Annotated in this window: 17 protein-coding genes; 7 read left to right on the forward strand and 10 right to left on the reverse strand. The window is 70.3% G+C overall.

Annotated features, from left to right (window positions below):
- Positions 1–99: 99 nt before the first annotated feature.
- Positions 100–1,038: an MBL fold metallo-hydrolase gene (locus ACFFRH_RS24500; protein WP_386159809.1), complete on the reverse strand. Its 939-nt coding sequence runs from the start codon at positions 1,036–1,038 to the stop codon at positions 100–102.
- Between the two features lie 173 nt (positions 1,039–1,211).
- Between ACFFRH_RS24500 and ACFFRH_RS24505 the strand changes: the two genes are divergently transcribed.
- Positions 1,212–1,898, forward strand: a complete 687-nt coding sequence (locus tag ACFFRH_RS24505) for a DUF4232 domain-containing protein (protein ID WP_386159811.1) — start codon at positions 1,212–1,214, stop codon at positions 1,896–1,898.
- On the opposite strand, the gene ACFFRH_RS24510 is transcribed toward ACFFRH_RS24505, so the two are convergent.
- From ACFFRH_RS24510 to ACFFRH_RS24540, 7 genes are all read right to left on the reverse strand, one after another.
- A complete protein-coding gene (locus tag ACFFRH_RS24510) occupies positions 1,867–2,364 on the reverse strand; it encodes a MerR family transcriptional regulator (protein ID WP_386159814.1) in 498 nt (165 codons plus the stop codon). The genes ACFFRH_RS24505 and ACFFRH_RS24510 overlap by 32 nt on opposite strands.
- Positions 2,361–2,765 carry a hypothetical protein gene (locus ACFFRH_RS24515; protein WP_386159817.1) on the reverse strand — a complete coding sequence of 135 codons (405 nt, stop codon included), beginning with the start codon at positions 2,763–2,765 and terminating at the stop codon, positions 2,361–2,363. The genes ACFFRH_RS24510 and ACFFRH_RS24515 overlap by 4 nt, the downstream gene beginning before the upstream one ends.
- Before the next feature lie 226 nt (positions 2,766–2,991).
- On the reverse strand, positions 2,992–3,438 hold the full coding sequence (locus tag ACFFRH_RS24520) for an SSI family serine proteinase inhibitor (protein ID WP_386159820.1): 447 nt from the start codon (positions 3,436–3,438) through the stop codon (positions 2,992–2,994).
- A gap of 326 nt (positions 3,439–3,764) precedes the next feature.
- On the reverse strand, positions 3,765–4,484 hold the full coding sequence (locus tag ACFFRH_RS24525; protein WP_386159823.1) for a GntR family transcriptional regulator: 720 nt from the start codon (positions 4,482–4,484) through the stop codon (positions 3,765–3,767).
- A 127-nt stretch (positions 4,485–4,611) separates the two neighbouring features.
- A complete protein-coding gene (locus ACFFRH_RS24530) occupies positions 4,612–6,306 on the reverse strand; it encodes a dihydroxy-acid dehydratase (protein WP_386159826.1) in 1,695 nt (564 codons plus the stop codon).
- A gap of 50 nt (positions 6,307–6,356) precedes the next feature.
- The gene (locus ACFFRH_RS24535) at positions 6,357–7,331 is read right to left on the reverse strand and encodes a cyclase family protein (RefSeq protein WP_344742881.1); all 975 of its coding nucleotides are present in this window, start codon (positions 7,329–7,331) and stop codon (positions 6,357–6,359) included.
- Between the two features lie 18 nt (positions 7,332–7,349).
- A complete protein-coding gene (locus ACFFRH_RS24540) occupies positions 7,350–8,174 on the reverse strand; it encodes a carbon-nitrogen hydrolase family protein (RefSeq protein ID WP_386159829.1) in 825 nt (274 codons plus the stop codon).
- A 192-nt stretch (positions 8,175–8,366) separates the two neighbouring features.
- Here ACFFRH_RS24540 and ACFFRH_RS24545 point away from each other — a divergent pair, with 192 nt between their 5' ends.
- The 4 genes from ACFFRH_RS24545 (at position 8,367) to ACFFRH_RS24560 (ending at position 13,957) form a co-directional block, all read left to right on the forward strand.
- A complete protein-coding gene (locus tag ACFFRH_RS24545) occupies positions 8,367–9,122 on the forward strand; it encodes an SDR family NAD(P)-dependent oxidoreductase (protein WP_386159832.1) in 756 nt (251 codons plus the stop codon).
- A gap of 29 nt (positions 9,123–9,151) precedes the next feature.
- Positions 9,152–10,198 (forward strand): ABC transporter permease, encoded by a 1,047-nt coding sequence (locus ACFFRH_RS24550; RefSeq protein ID WP_386159835.1) that lies wholly within the window; start codon positions 9,152–9,154, stop codon positions 10,196–10,198.
- Between the two features lie 25 nt (positions 10,199–10,223).
- A complete protein-coding gene (locus ACFFRH_RS24555; protein WP_386159837.1) occupies positions 10,224–11,393 on the forward strand; it encodes a substrate-binding domain-containing protein in 1,170 nt (389 codons plus the stop codon).
- Between the two features lie 71 nt (positions 11,394–11,464).
- Positions 11,465–13,957 (forward strand): ATP-binding cassette domain-containing protein, encoded by a 2,493-nt coding sequence (locus ACFFRH_RS24560; protein ID WP_386159839.1) that lies wholly within the window; start codon positions 11,465–11,467, stop codon positions 13,955–13,957.
- Here the strand turns inward: ACFFRH_RS24560 and ACFFRH_RS24565 are convergent.
- Positions 13,954–14,154, reverse strand: a complete 201-nt coding sequence (locus ACFFRH_RS24565) for a hypothetical protein (protein WP_344742872.1) — start codon at positions 14,152–14,154, stop codon at positions 13,954–13,956. The two genes, ACFFRH_RS24560 and ACFFRH_RS24565, sit on opposite strands and share 4 nt — an antisense overlap.
- Positions 14,155–14,198: 44 nt before the next feature.
- Between ACFFRH_RS24565 and ACFFRH_RS24570 the strand changes: the two genes are divergently transcribed.
- Positions 14,199–14,606 (forward strand): aldo/keto reductase, encoded by a 408-nt coding sequence (locus ACFFRH_RS24570; RefSeq protein WP_344742885.1) that lies wholly within the window; start codon positions 14,199–14,201, stop codon positions 14,604–14,606.
- Positions 14,607–14,987: 381 nt separating this feature from the next.
- Entirely contained in the window at positions 14,988–15,116 is a 129-nt protein-coding gene (locus tag ACFFRH_RS24575) for a hypothetical protein (RefSeq protein WP_344742871.1), read from the forward strand.
- A gap of 8 nt (positions 15,117–15,124) precedes the next feature.
- On the opposite strand, the gene ACFFRH_RS24580 is transcribed toward ACFFRH_RS24575, so the two are convergent.
- Entirely contained in the window at positions 15,125–15,397 is a 273-nt protein-coding gene (locus ACFFRH_RS24580) for a DUF6510 family protein (RefSeq protein ID WP_344742870.1), read from the reverse strand.
- Positions 15,398–15,434: the final 37 nt, after the last annotated feature.

Here is a 15,434-nt window from a genome sequence, read left to right on the forward strand (position 1 = left end):
CGGCCCGGGTCCACGGCCCGGATCCCTGCGGCTCCGGATCCCTGCGGTTCCGGGTCCTGGCGGTTCCGGCGGTTTCGGCGCCCGCCGGGACCGCCCCGGTCAGGCCAGGCAGGTGAGGGGCTTGCCCCCGTTGTAGTCGATCATCTCCAGCATCGCGGTGACCAGGTCGATCCGCCCGCCCGGGGGCAGCCCGTCCAGTTCGGCGTAGGCCCGGTGCAGGTTGCCGACGATGCGCTCGGGGTCGAGCAGTCCGGCGTACTCCCCGAGGTCGGTCTCGCGCGCGGTCTCCAGCGGGGACAGCCCGGCCTGCCTGCCGCGTTCGGCGGTGGCGAGCACGAACCGCAGGTAGCCCTGTACGTGGTCGATGACCTCCGGCCCGCACACCCCGCCGTGTCCCGGGACGATCGTCTCCGCGCCCAGTGCCCTGAGCTCGTCGAGCGCCGCGATGGCCCCGGTCACCGACCCCATCATCACGAACGGCGTGCCGCCGTTGAACACCAGGTCGCCGGAGAACAGCAGCGACCGCTCGGGGATCCACACGATCGAGTCGTTGGTCGTGTGGGCCGGGACGCCGATGTGCCGTACCTCGCAGCGCAGCTCGTCGGAGTGGACGGTCACCCCGTCGGTGTAGGTGAGGAACGGCGGGTGGATCTCCAGGTTGCCCCAGTCGACCTCGGTCCAGGCCAGCTTCAGGTAGTCGGGGATACCGTCGGCAATGATCATCTCCCTGGTCCGCTCGTGCCCGACGATCGTCGCCTCGGGAAAGGCGGAGTTGCCGAAGGTGTGGTCACCGTGGTGGTGGGTGTTGACCAGTGTCGTGATCGGCCGGTCGGTGACCGACCTGATGGCCTCGCGGTAGGCGAGCGTACGGCGCTCGGTGGAGCAGGAGTCCACACTGATCACTCCGCGTCGGCCGACGAGGAAGCCCGTGTTGTTGATCCACCAGCTCCCGTCGGGCTGCAAATAGGCGTAGATCCCCTCGGAGACCTCCTCGACGCGCGCCGGAGGCAGGGGATGGTCGTGTCGCGATGAACTCATGCCTGGGATTGTCGCGCCCACACCCGTCACCAGTCATATCGAACGTGACCCTTTGGGGTGTATATACCGATTCAATCGGTAAAAGTACGCACCCACTCCCAGAGAGCGGAAGGCTCATGGAGCCGGCCGCCCCACGCCGCAACAAAACCGATCCGGCGCGCGTCCAACGGACCATGAAACGATCCATCGGTTCCGGGCGGCTCGCGGTCATCTCGGCGGCGGCGGCCGTGCTGACGGCCCTGGCCGCGTGCGCCCCGCCCGGTCTCCCCCTCGGAGAACGCCCGGGGAACACCCCGGAAAAGGCTTCGGGGGACGTCTCGGAGAACACCGCCCCCTTCCCGGCCCCGAGCTTCCCCGCCCCCGGCTCCGCACCCCCGCGTCCCGTCGCCGCCGCCGTCGCCGTCCAGGCCGCGGGGCTGCGGGTCACGGACACCGCCCCCGGCGCGAACGCCGCCGCGCGCTGCCGCACCGAGGCGCTCGCGGCGCGCGTCGGCACGGTGAACGCCGGAGCGGGACAGCGGTACGCGCCGCTGGTGTTCACCAACAGGTCCGGCAGAACCTGCTGGGTCTACGGCTTCGTCGGCCTCATCATGATCGACGGGAGCGGCGACGCGCTGCGCACCAGGACGCGCCGGGAGAACGTCAAGCCCCGCCGGATCACCCTGCGGCCGGGAGCGAGCGCGCATGCCACGCTCCACTGGAACCAGGTGCCCGGCGGGAACAACCCCTGCGTCACGTCCGCCCGGCTGATGATCATCCCGCCGGACGAGGTGGCGCACCTGGAGATCCCCTTCAGGGCGACGGTCTGCGGCGACGGCCGCCTGGACGTCACCCCGATGGCCCCCGGGACACGCCTGTGAGGCCCTGACCGGCCACGACCCCGGACGTACCCGGCGCCCGGCCCCCTGCCTCCGGATCGGAGAACGGCAGGGGGCAGCGCGGGCCGGCCGCGCAGACCGTCAGGTCGTCACACCCGGCGTTCACCGCCTGGACCAGCGACTCGCGGATCAGCTGGAGATCGGCGATCCTCCGTTCCACCTCGGCCAGCTTGGCCCCCGCCCGCCTCCGCAGCCCGCCGTTCCCCGCGCCGTGGCGGCGCCCGACCGCCTCCACCAGCTCCGCCACCTCCCCCAGCGTGAAGCCGAGCCGCTGCGCCACCTTGATCGTCCGCAGGATGGTGACCGTTTCCGGTGGATAGAGCCGGTGCCCTCCGTTGCTGCGCGGCGGCTCCTCAAGCAGCCCGCGCCGGTGGTAGTAGCGCAGCGTCTGCGCGTTCACCCCCGCCGCCTGCGCCACCTCCCCGGTACGGAGCCACTCCCCGCTCACGAGGACACCCGGGGTGCCGCCGCGAGCGCCCGCGCCGCCAGGCCGTCGAGCACCCCGCCGTGGGTCACGGGCACCTCGACGTCCAGCACCAGGCCGTCCCGCTCCCGGGTGAACGTGAAGGTGAAGAAGGAGCAGCACGCCGTCTCCCGCGCCACCAGATCCCGGGCGACCTCCTCCACCGGGCCGATCTGGTGCGCCTCGTCCGTTCGGTCCGCCAAATCTGTCCGCTCTGCCTGGTCCGCCTGGTCCCCCTGGCCATCATCGCGCAGGCTGAGCCGCAGGTGAGTCTGGCTCACCCGCTCCAGCCCGCCCAGCGCCGAGGCGAACAGCGCGTCGAACTCCGCCACCCGCAGCGGCCGCTCCCCGGTGGGAAGCGCGCATTCGGACGGTGCCCACTCCATGACCCCTCCAAGGCCGGGCCACCCGTCTCCGACGCGAGCGGCCCCGCACCCCGACGGTAAGCCTGTACCGGGGTACCGGATGCAACACCCCCGCCACGATCAGTGCCTTCTTCACTCCATGTCGTCCTCATCGGCCCCGCGCCGCCGACTTCCACTCCTCCGGCGATTCTCATCACAGGGGTCAAAGGGTCAAGCACCAGCGCTCCGCGTCGTCGCCCGCCTGGCGTCAGAAGCGGCCCACCACCCCGAGCGCATTGCGTAGCAGGCAAGGATTCCCGAAGGTTTGAGACGACAGGCTGAACCGGTCGTCCCACACACCGACTGCCGTTATCGTCGTCGGCTCATACTGCAACGAACAGGGCATCCCCACCGGGGGCTTGAACTTACTCACATCACCCCCCACCCTCGTCAGAGCCGCGCACGCCTCCCGCGTTCTGGGGTGTGTCCCCCCGCCAAGCGGCGAACACTGCAATGCCGCCGTCCTGAAAGGCGGCAAAATGGCCGGTCCCGAAACGATCGTCAACACCAAGGCCCGATGCGACGGAGGGGCGGCAGACTCACCCGGCAACGGCTGACCAAGCGGATCAGCGCTCGCGGGCAACACCCCGGACCCGAACAGCAGACAAAAGAACGTCACGGAAGAGAATGCATATCGCGTAAGCCACTTACCCACATCATCCCCTAACCCGCGACGTTTGACGTTTCAAGGGTGATCAGGAGCGAGTCGGAATCCAATCATCAGCCCCTGCGGCATGGGTCAAGATTTTTTTGGTCAGGTAAAACCTGGGGCGACAGCGCTTCGTGCCGTCCTACGACGGGACACGCTGCCCCGGCCGGGGCCGGCGGCGGGCGGGGAGAACAGCGGAGGCGGCGGTCGCAGGGTGGAGTTCAAGGTCGTGTAGATCCGGAGGTTCGACATGGAATACGTGCGCCAGCTGACGCCTCCGTACATCCCCGATCGTTCACCTGCTCCCGTGCACCCGGGAGCAGGTGAACCGGCTACGCGCGGTCCTGGTGCGGGAAGGTGGGGAGGGTCGGGGGTTCGAAGTCGGCGCCGGTCCGCGGGTCGCCGGTGGACTGGGTCAGCAGCAGGCGGGTGGTCTCCAGCAGGTGGTCGTGCATGGCCTGCGCGGCGCCCTGGTTGTCACGGGCCCGGATGTTGTCGAGGATGCGCTCGTGGACCCGCCAGATGTCGGCGAGAGTCCGCGTCCGGGTGGTGGACAGGCCCCGGGCGGACATCTGGGCGCGGGTCGTCGCGACGGACTGGGTCACCCGTGCGTTGCCCGCCGATTCCAGGATGAGCTGGTGGAACTTCACGTCCTCCTCCTGGAAGAGGCGCTCGTCCCCGGCCTCGCCCGCCTGGCGCATCTTCTCCAAGGCCGCGGCGACCAGTGCCATCTGGACCTCGTCCATCACGGTCGCCGCACGGTACACCGAGGGGACCTCCAGCAGGAAGCGGAGCGAGTAGATCTCCTCGATGTCACGCGTGGTCATCTGGAGGATCCGGACACCGCGGCTGCGCTCGAACCTGACGACTCCGTGCGTGGCCAGCTGGAGCAGGGCCTCCCTGACCGGGGTCCTGGACACGCCGAGCTGGGCCGCTATCCCCACCACGGAGTGCAGCGTCCCGGGAGCCAGTTCACCGGTGATGATGGCACGGCGAACCACCTCGAAGGTCCGGGCCGTCAGCGATGCCTGGTCCACCGAAATCTGTTCCATCCGACAAGACTCCCGGGGGGATCGGTCCGGCGCCCGACTGAATGATCAGGCGCCCCTGGTTGGGCAAAAACGGTACCACGCGCACAGTAGTGCAGCATGCAACATGCAGCATTACCGCTCTACGGCATCAGAGGAACGACAGATCGGCGCCCTCACCCGCGGGGAGCACCGTCTGCGCGTACAGCCGCCGCCAGCCTCGCTCGGGCAGCTCGGGCGGGGTGAAGTCCGCCCGGCGGCGCTCAAGCTCGTCCTCGTCCACCAGCAGGTCGAGCCGTCGCGCCTCGACGTCCAGCCTGATGAGATCGCCGTTGCGGACGAGCGCGATCGGCCCCCCGGCGGCGCTCTCCGGGTCGCAGTGCAGCACCACGGTGCCGTAGGAGGTGCCGCTCATCCGCGCGTCGGAGACCCGCACCATGTCCCGGAGCCCGGCGCGGGCCAGCTTGGCCGGGATGGGCAGGGCACCGGCCTCGGGCATGCCCGCGGCGATCGGGCCCGCGTTGCGCAGCACCAGTACGTGGTCCGGGGTGACGTCCAGATCCGGGTCGTCCAGGATCCGCTGCGCCTCCTGCGCCGAGTCGACGACCAGGGCGGGGCCGGTGTGGTTCATCAGGTGGGGGCTCGCGGCGGCGGTCTTGATGACCGCTCCGCCCGGGGCCAGCGTGCCCCGGAGCACGGCCAGGCTCCCCGCGGGTCCGAGCGGGTCCTCCAGGGGGCGGATCGTCGTCTGCCAGTCCTCCCGCGCGGGGGTCTCGGCGAGCAGCGATTTCAGGCTGTCCCCGGAGACCCCGACGGTCTCCGGTTCGAGCAGCGGTTCGAGGACCTTCAGCAGCGCGGGAAGCCCTCCGGAACGGTGGAAGTCCTCCAGGTACCCCGAGCCGGCGGGCTTGCAGTCGACCAGGAACGGCACCTCGGCACCGATCACGTCGAAGTCCCTGAGTTCGAGCTCCACGCCGGCCCGCCGGGCCACGGCGAGCAGGTGGATCAGCGCGTTCGTCGAGCCGCTCATCGCCGAGAGCACCCGGATGGCGTTGCGGAACGCCGCGGGGGTCATGATCTCCTTGGGCACCGGGCCGCCCGACCGGGCGAGCTCGACGGCGCGGCGGCCGGTCTCGGCGCCGTGCCTGAGCCGGGCACCGGTGGCGGCCGGGGGCGTCGCGCCGCCCGGCAGCATCATGCCGAGGGTCTCGGTGACGCAGGCCATGGTGGAGGCGGTTCCCATCACCGCGCAGGTGCCCGCGGTCGTCACGAGCTCGTTGCGCACACCGGTGATCTCGGCCTGGTCGAGTTCCCCGCCCCGGTGCCTGCCCCAGAAGCGCCGGCAGTCGGTGCAGGCTCCGAGCCGCTCACCCCGCCAGCTGCCGGTCATCATCGGGCCGACGACCTCGAGCAGTACCGGCTTGTCCGAGGAGGCCGCGGCCATGAGCTGGGCTGGCACGGTCTTGTCACACCCGCCGAGCAGCACCGCGGCGTCCATCGGGAGGGCGCGGATCATCTCCTCGGTGTCCATCGCGAGCAGGTTGCGGAACAGCATCGTCGTCGGGGAGGTCAGGATCTCCCCGAGCGAGATGGTGGGGAACTCCATGGGCAGGCCGCCGGCCTCCAGGACCCCGCGCCTGACCGCCGCCAGCAGCGCGGGCATGTCGCGGTGGCAGGTGTTGTAGTCGGAGTTGGTCACCGCGATGCCGATGATCGGCCGGTCCAGCGCCTCGTCGTCGTACCCGCTGGAGGCCAGGAAAGCACGCCGGAGATATTTGCTGAAACCGTCATCACCGTAGGACGTACGACTCCGGTCGATGACCGATTCAGTGGGTTTGGCGTGCATGGTGGTAATGCCTCCGGGGGTCAATCCGATCAGGGAAGAATGGGGCCACGTCAGGGGCGGAGCGGCATGGCCAGCGGGCGCATCGGGGCGCCGGTCGCACCGCGCAGTTTCATGGCGGCGGCCACGAAGGCGAACTCGTAGAGCCGCTCGGCCGAGATCTGCTCGCAGTCGACCACCTCCATGATGGGGATGCCCGCCTCCCCCAGCAGATAGGTGTGGACGACCTGCCAGTTCTCCTCGTCCGCGGCGGGCATCTGCTCCAGGGCGAGGGTGTCGCCGCCGATGACCGACGCGCCCAGGTGGGCGAGGAACCGCGCCCCTTCCAGGTTCAGGCCGGGACTGTTGTCGATGTAGGCGTCGATCTTCGGCCACGCGCGCATCCGGCCGGTACGCACCAGCGCCACGTCACCCGGCCGGAACTCGACGTTCTGGCGTCGCATGGCCTCGCGCAGGTCGTCCGCGCCGATCCCGTGGTTGTCCGGGAGCACGTCGACGTCGTGCAGCGCGGCGATGTCGAACAGGACCCCGCGGGCGATGATGGGAGGGATCTTGTCGGCGCCGCACTTGGTCCAGTGCCGGGAGGTGATGTGCTCCTCGGCGGAGAACCCGTTCCAGATCCGGCCGTTGTACCCGAAGTGGTTGAGGGTGTCGATGTGCGTCCCGCAGTGGGTGTACATCGAGATCGCGTCACCCGAGTAGGAGACCAGCTCGTTCTGCGCGCGGCCCATTCCGGTGATGTCGTCCAGGACGGTGCCGGCGGGCGTGTGCGTCATCCACTGCTGGAAGCCCGGGTCGCCGGCCTTGGTCCACGAGGGCATCCCGACGAAGTAGTCGACCGACAGGTCGATGACGCTGCCGCCGTCCGCCCGCCGCAGCACCTCACGTGACGCCTCGGGGGTGAGCAGGTTCAGCATGCCGATCTCGTCGTCGGGACCGAATGGGCTACGGGTGACCTCGCGGAACTTCGCGCAGTACGCCGCGATCCTGTTCCTGGTCGCCTCGCTGATGAGTGCCGGCCCGCACATGTGGTGTCCGCCTTCCTGTTACCGGTCCGGGGTCACCGGACGGGTGATCTCGCCGTACATCTCGGGGCGCCGCCCGGAGAACACCGGGAGCTCGAACTCGCCCGGCCTGATGATCAACCTCTTCGTCCGGGATTCCCGGACGTCGATCGCCGCCCCGAACAGCCCTTCCTTCTCCCCCGCGTCCACCAGCACCGTCCCGGAGGGGGCGATGATCTGGCTCCTGCCGATGAAGCGGGTTCCGGACTCGGAGTCGGCGCGGTCCGCGACCGCGAGATGGACCAGGTTCTCCAGGGCGCGCACGCGGACCATGTGGTCGGCGAGGATGTCCGCTCCCTCCGGCCAGTTGGTGGGCATCGCGATGACGTCGGCGCCCTGCAGCCCGAGCTCGCGGGCGGATTCGGGGAAGCGCAGGTCGAAGCAGATCATCACGCCGACCCGGCCGAAGGGGGTGTCGACCACCCGTGGCGCCGCGTCGGTGCCCGGGTCGACGAACCGGTCCGCGCCCAGGTAGGGCAGGTGCTGCTTGCGGTACCTGCCGATGATCCCGGTGGGTCCGAGCACCAGGGCCGTGTTGTGGACGCGTCCGTCCGCCTCCTCCAGCAGGCCCACCACCGCGTGGGTGGAGTACTCGCGGCAGGCGTCCACGATGCGGCCGATCCTCGGGTCCCCCGCGCTGATCGCGGCGGCGTGCGTCTCGGCCCGGGAGCCGAGCAGGTACCCGGTGAGCACGCATTCCGGGAAGACCACCAGCTGCTGCCCGGTCGCGGCACCCTCTCGCAGGGTGTCGACGACCCGATCGACGTTCGCCGCCACATCGGTTCGGTCGACACCTATCTGAGCCACGCCGATCCGGATGCCGGTTTCGGTATCTGCGCCGGGCAAAGTGTCACCCCTTGGGTCCGCCGTGAGTTGAATACGCCCCAGAGTGGCATGCAACATGTTGCACGTCAACGCAGTACTCATCATTGACATGCAGCGTGCTGCATGTCAGTCTGGCCGACCAAATCGGACATTGTGCTTGAGAGGGATTGAGTCGTGCCGGAAGTAGTGATCCTCAGTGGCGCCGGAGGCGGGATCGGCGCCGCGACGGCCCGCGAATGCGCGGCGACCGGCGCGTCCGTCCTGCTCACGGACCAGCGGGTCGAGCTCGTCGAGCGGCTCGCGGCCGAACTCCGCGCCGACGGTGCTGACGCCGTGGCACACGGGCTGGACGTCACCGACGAGGAGGCGGTCGCCCATGCGGTACGGGTCGCCGTCGACCGGTGGGGCCGGATCGACGGGCTGGTGAACTGCGCCGCCACGATCGTGGCGAAACCGCTGGTCGACACCACTCTTGACGACTGGAACCGGGTCATGACCATCAACGCGACCGGGACCTTCCTGCTGTGCAAGCACGTGGTGACCGCGATGCTCGCCCAGCGGACGCCCGGGGCGATCGTCAACCTCTCCTCGATCTCCGGGACGGTCGGTCTGCCCAACCAGCCCGCGTACTGCGCCTCCAAGGGAGCGGTGCTGCAGCTTTCCCGCCAGATCGCCGTCGACTACGCCGCCTCGGGAATCCGGTGCAACGTGGTCAGCCCCGGCTCGGTGGCCACCGAGCAGCTGGCCACCTACCTGCGGTCCCAGCCCGATCCCGAAGCCGCCCGGCAGAGCCTCATCGCCGGCCACCCGATCGCGCGGCTGGCGGATCCGCACGAGGTGGCCAAGGTGGTCGCCTTCCTGCTGAGCTCCGCCGCCGGCTTCATGACCGGCGCGGACGTGGCCGTCGACGGCGGCTACACCGCCATCTGAGCACGGATTTCCAGGAAGGGACTCGGAAAATGTCTCGGCGTACGACCTTGCCTCCGGCGGAGCGCGCCGGTCCTGGTGGGCTGCTCGACCTGCGCCGCCTCAAAGGCGGCCGGTTCTCCTCGATCTGGCTGATCACGCTGCTGCTCTTCGCCGTCAGCCCGCTGATCTCACCCGGCAGCCTGTCCGGATCCGCCGTGCTGTCGATGCTGCCGTTCGCGGCGGTGATGGCGATCGCCGCGCTCGGGCAGACCCTCGTCGTCTCGCACGGCGGCATCGACCTGTCGGTGCCCGGCGGGATGGCGCTGGCCGCGGTGCTGGCCACCAAGCTGCCCGCGGTGTCGGGCGTCCCGGTCTGGGCGGCCGTCGCGCTCGGGCTGGTCGCGGGCGCGCTGGGCGGACTGGTCATCGGCATCGCCGTGGTCCGGCTCTCCATCGCGGCGTTCGTGGCCTCGCTGGCGGTGAACTCGATCCTCATCGGTGTGGTCCTGCAGGTCTCCAAGGGCTTCCCCGCGTCGGCCGGTCCCGCGCTGAGCGCGTTCGCGGTCGGCTCGGTGGCCGGTATCCCCAACCTGCTGCTGGTCGCGGTCGTGGTGATCGGCCTCGCGCACTGGGGCATCCGGCACACGGTGCTCGGCCGGCGCTTCATCGCGGTCGGCGCCGGACGGCCCGCGGCCCGGCTGCTCGGCCTGCCCACCGGCTCCTACGAGGTGGGCGCCTACGTGGTGGCCGGAATCTGCTACTCGCTGGCCGGAATCCTGCTGGCCGGCTACCTGCGCACCCCGGACATCCTGCTCGGCGACACCTACCTGCTCCCCACCATCGCGGCCGTCGTCCTCGGCGGCAGCCTGCTGTCCGGCGGCATCACCAACCTGGCCGCCACCGCCGTCGCCGCGCTGTTCCTCACCCAGCTGAACCAGGTGGTCCTCGCCGCCGGCGCGTCCACCGCCACCCAGCTCCTGGTCCAGGCCGGCGTGCTCGCGCTCAGCGTGGTGGCCCGCGGAGTGCCCTGGAGCTCCGTCCGCGCGCGGCTGCGAAGCCGCTCCCTCGAACCTGCTTCCACGCTGTCCTCGCCCTAGAGGCCTCCCCCAACAGGAGATCACAATGCCCCTCACCAAAACCCGCCTGCGGGCCCGTCAGTCGGTCGCCGTCCTGGCCCTCGCCGCCCTCGGCGCGGCGGGCTGCGCCGGTGGCCCCGGTGAACCGGCCGCCGCGAACGGCGGTGTCGAGGCCGTCTACAACGACGCGGCCCGGACCGGAGACGTCTCCGCCCTCCGCCCCATGACGGACTTCTGCGGCACCAAGCCGGTGAAGGTCGCCCTGGCCGACGGCACCGGCGACAACGCCTTCCGCAAGACGGCCCGCGCCGAGTTCGAGGACGAGGCGAGCAAGTGTCCCAACATCACCGTGCTGCCGTACGCCGACGGCCAGAACAACCCGCAGAAGGCGATCAGCGACGTCAAGGCCCTGGTCGCCCAGGGTGTGGAGGCCCTGGTGGTCTTCCCCGACGCCGGCGAGGCACTGCTGCCCACCCTGCGTGAGGCGTACAAGGCGGGCGTGCAGGTGGTGCCGTGGACGGCCAACCCCGGCGGCAAGCCGGGCACGGACTACACGACGTTCGTCGGCCACAACACGGTCAACGACGGCGTGACCTGGACCCGCTGGATGTGCGAGGCGCTCGGCACCAAGGGCGGCAACGTGGTCTTCCTCGGCGGCACGCCGGGCAACACCCAGAGCCTCACCGAACTGGTCGGCATCGAGAAGGAGCTCAAGGAGAACGCCGGCTGCTCGGCCGTCAAGCTGCTGAACGACCCGGGCAAGCCGATCGACACCAACTGGAACCCCGCCCAGATGCAGAAGGTGGTGTCCGGGCTGCTCACCAAGTACCCGACCATCGACGGTGTGATCACCGACTCCGGTGACGCCTCCCTCGGTGGCATCCGCGCCTTCCTGCAGGCCGGCCGGCCGCTGCCGCTGTGGACCGCCAACGACCTCAACGGCTTCGCCTGCGCCTGGAAGGACAACTCGGGCAAGCAGCCGAACTTCCAGACCGTGACCGTGTCCTCGCGTACCTGGATCATCCGTCTCGCGCTGCGCAAGGCCGTCGCCGCGCACCAGGGGATCAAGAACGACGAGCCGGAGATCATCAACATCCCGATCTTCGAGAACACGCTCGACAAGTCGAAGCTCCCCAAGTGCGACCCCTCCCTTCCCGCCAGCGCGATCCTGTCCTCCGAGCTCACGCCGGAGCAGCTCAAGCAGGCCTACAGCTGATCACTTGTCGTCTTCCGCCGGGCGCGCGCCCGGCGGAACGCACTGAGCCGGAGTAAGGAGTGATCCTTCGCATGGTCGAATCGACCGCTGGACTGGTTCTCCGTGGAGTGACCAAACGCTTCCCCGGCGTGGTCGCGCTCGACGGGGTCGATTTCCAGGCGCACCCGGGCGAGGTACACGCCCTGGTCGGCGGGAACGGCGCCGGAAAGTCCACGCTCATGGCGGTGGCCTCCGGTGCGCTGGCACCCGACGCGGGCACCGTCGAGATCTCGGGCTCGCCGATGCGGCAGTCGTCCCCGATCGCCGCCCGGGAGCAGGGCCTGGCCATCGCCTTCCAGCATCCGGCGCTTCTCCCCGATCTCACGGTCACCGAGAACCTCCTGCTGAGCGTGCCGAAACGGCTCCGCCCGTCCTTCGGCGACGCCCAGGACTGGGCCAGGGAAAAGCTGTTGCCCATGGGGATGGACATCGACCCGGCCGCCGCGGCCGGCCGGTTGACCCTCGCCGAGAAGCAGGCCGTCGAGATCTGTGGAGCCCTCGCCTGCGAGCCCGGCGTCCTGATCCTCGACGAGCCCACCGAGCCGTTCATGGTGGCCGAGATCGAGAGGCTGTTCGAGCAGATCAGGAAGCTCGCCGCCGACGGGATGGCGGTGGTCTACATCAGCCACCGGCTGCCCGACGTGATGGCCCTGTCCGACCGTCTCACCGTGCTGCGCGACGGGCAGATCCGCGGCACCTTCCTCGCCTCGGAGGTGACCGAGGAGGAGATCGTCACCCGCATCGCGGGACGGGAGATCGACGCGCTGTTCCCGCCGCGCCCCTCCTCGGTCGGCGACGTCGTGATGGAGGTCCGTGACCTGCGCTCGGACCGGCTCCGCGGGATCACCACCACGCTGGCCCGCAACGAGGTCCTCGGCCTCGCCGGGGTGGAGGGCAACGGGCAGCGCGAGTTCATCCGCGCGCTGGGCGGAGCCGACCCGGTCACCGGCGGCACCGTCACCGTCGACGGCCGGGCCGTCGAACTCGGCAGCCCCCGCCGGACCCGGCGGGCCGGGGTGGTGCTCATGCCCCAGGAACGGCACGTCGAGGGCGTCGCCACCGTACTGTCGGTCAAGGAGAACCTGGGCGTCGCCGCCACCGGCAGGACCGCGGTCGCCGGAGTGGTACGAGGCTCGGCGGAGAACGCGATCGTGGCCGAGGAGATCAGGAAACTCGGTATCAAGGTGGCCTCACCCGACTCCGCCCTCGACCACCTGTCCGGCGGCAACCAGCAGAAGGTGGTACTCGGCCGGTCGCTGCTCTCCGCGCCCAAAGTGCTGCTCTGCGACGAGCCCACCCAGGGCATCGACGTCGGCGTCCGCTCCGACATCTACCACCGGCTCCGCTCCACCGCCGACTCCGGGACACCGGTGGTGGTGCTCGGCTCCGACAACGTCGAGCTCGCCGGGCTCTGCGACCGGGTGCTGGTCTTCTCCCGGGGGGAGGTCGTCCGCGAGCTGACCGGGGACCAGATCTCCGAGCACGCCATCACCGAGGCGTCCCTCACCGCCGCGACCTCGGCGCGGAGCGCCGAGGTCGCCGAGCGGGCCCGGGGCACCGGCCTGTTCGGCGCGTTCCGCAGGCTGCTCTCCAGCGAGCAGGCGCCCAGCGCGTTCCTCGCCGTCGCGATCGTGCTGCTGGCCGCGGTGAGCGCGACCCGGAGCGACCGCTTCCTGTCCGAGTTCAACATCGCCAGCATGCTGGGGCTGCTGGCCCCCGTGCTCTTCCTCGCCGCGGGCCAGCTCATCGTCATGCTCACCGGAGGCATCGACCTGTCGGTCGGCCCGCTGAGCGGGACCCTCGTGGTCATCGCGTCGTTCTACGTCCTCGACGGGTACGGCGCCGGATGGTGGGCCCTGGGCTTCCTGCTGATGATCCTCGCGGCGACCGGCGTGGGACTGACCAACGGCATGCTGGTGAGATTCGCCCGGGTGACCCCGGTGGTCGCGACGCTGGTGACCTACACCGCGCTCCAGGGACTCTCCCTGGTCATGCGGGACTCGCCCGGAGGATCGATCTCCACCTCCGTCACCGAGGCGCTCGGCGCGCGCATCGGCCCCATCCCGTACGCGGTGATCGTCGGCGCCGGTGTCCTCGTCGCGCTGGAGGTGATGTCCAGGCGCTCCATGACGGGGCTCCGGCTGCGCGGGGCCGGCTCGTCCGAGCAGGCGGCGCGGAAGCGCGGCATCCCGGTGGCCCGCGTCCACCTCGTGGTCTACCTGGCCAGCGCGCTGTTCACCGTGGTCGGCGCCCTGCTGCTGATGGCGCAGATCGGCGTGGGCGACCCGACCGCCGGCATCAGCTACACGATGGCCGGCATCACCGCGGTCGTGCTCGGCGGCGCCTCGATCTTCGGCGGCCGGGGCAGCTTCGTCGGCGTCCTGTTCGGCGTCATCCTCCTGCAGGTCATCCAGAACGCCACGGTCTTCCTCGGCCTCTCCCAGTCGTGGCAGTACTGGATGCTCGGCCTGATGGCCCTGGCGGCGACGGCCGTCTACTCCCAGGCCCGCACGGCACGGGCCTAGTACTCCAACCGCACATCGGAATATCTGCTGAGCTGGTCGGGGTAGACAGGGTGGTCAGGGTAGACGTCCGGGACGTAGCGCGCGGCGGTCTGGCGGTTGACCTTGTGCTGATCCTGCACGCCGTGTTCGTCGCGCCTGAGGTCGGCCGAGATTCGTGCGTAGGAGACGACAGGGACGGGGGAGTCTGACGGGTTCATGTGCACCTCCGACCCACATCTTGCACGAGTTACAGAGCTAGAACCTGCTCTACCGGGAGGAGGAGCGGGGGATGAACCCGCTCTGCCTCGACCAGGGCGTCGGGCTGATCCCGTGGAACCCGCTCGCCCGTGGCCTGCTGGCCCGCGCCGGATCCGAGGAGAAGACCACCCGGACGGGCAGTGACCCCCGCATCGACTCCCTCTACGACGACGCCGACAACGACCGGCTCATCCTCGACCGGGCCGCCCAGGTGGCCAGGGAGCGCGAGGTCGCCCCCGCGCGGGTGGCGCTGTCGTGGCTGCTGCACCAGCCCGGCCTGTCGGCCCCGGTCGTGGGCGCGACCAAGGACCATCACGTGGACGACGCGGTCGCCGCGGTGGACCTGTCCCTCACCGAGAAGGAGCTCGCCTTCCTCGCCGAGCCGTACCGCCCCCGGGTCGTCAAGCACTGAGCCCTACCGCTCCCGGGACGCCAGACAGTGGGCCCTGCCGCTCCCGGGGGGCGTCAGGCAGTGACGTCCCCGGCACGGCACCGCCGCCATCGGGCCGGACCCCGAGCGAGGGATCCGGCCATGTCGCGGTGCTCCTCGAAGCCCGTCACCACGTCGTTCACATCAAGGGGGAAGATATGAACACGCCCGCGGTCGTCCACGTGAAGGACGTGCCACCGGCCGATCGGTTCGACTTCTGGTGGGAGGCCGTCGCCAAGTCGGTGATCTCGGTGGACGCGGCGAGCGATCGCGCCCGTGACTTCTACGGCGAGATGCGGATGATGGACTTCGGCATGGTGCAGGTCGGCCGCGTGCGCTGCAACTCGTTCGAGGCGCGGCGCGGTGCGCGTCATCGGGGCCCGCCGGGGCTTCCCCAACGAGGCGCACTTCAACCGGACCTTCAGCGCGGCCTTCGACATCTCGCCCGCCGCCTACCGGCGGCGGCACGCCACCGAGAGGGCGGAGGGCTGACGGGAGCGTCAGGAGCCGTCGGGCAGCTCGAACTGGACGCAGGTCATGCCGCGCATGTCCAGCCACGCCCGTCCCGGCGCCCGTACGAGCCGGAAGACGACCTCCTCGCACCCGGGGCAGCGGGCCACCAGGCCCGGGGCGTGGGTGTAGAGGAGCGCCTCGGCCAGCACGAGGGTCCGCGCGCAGCCGGAGCACCGGCCGCTCGCGGCGGTCAGGTCGACGGCGAAGACGTCGCGCAGGGCGCCTCCCGCCGAATTCCCGTCGAGGTGGTCCTGGCTCATCGAATACCTCCAGCGTGTGACCGGCGGCGCGGGAGAC

The organism is Streptosporangium vulgare, assembly GCF_042428775.1.
In the GTDB taxonomy this organism is placed as follows: domain Bacteria; phylum Actinomycetota; class Actinomycetes; order Streptosporangiales; family Streptosporangiaceae; genus Streptosporangium; species Streptosporangium vulgare.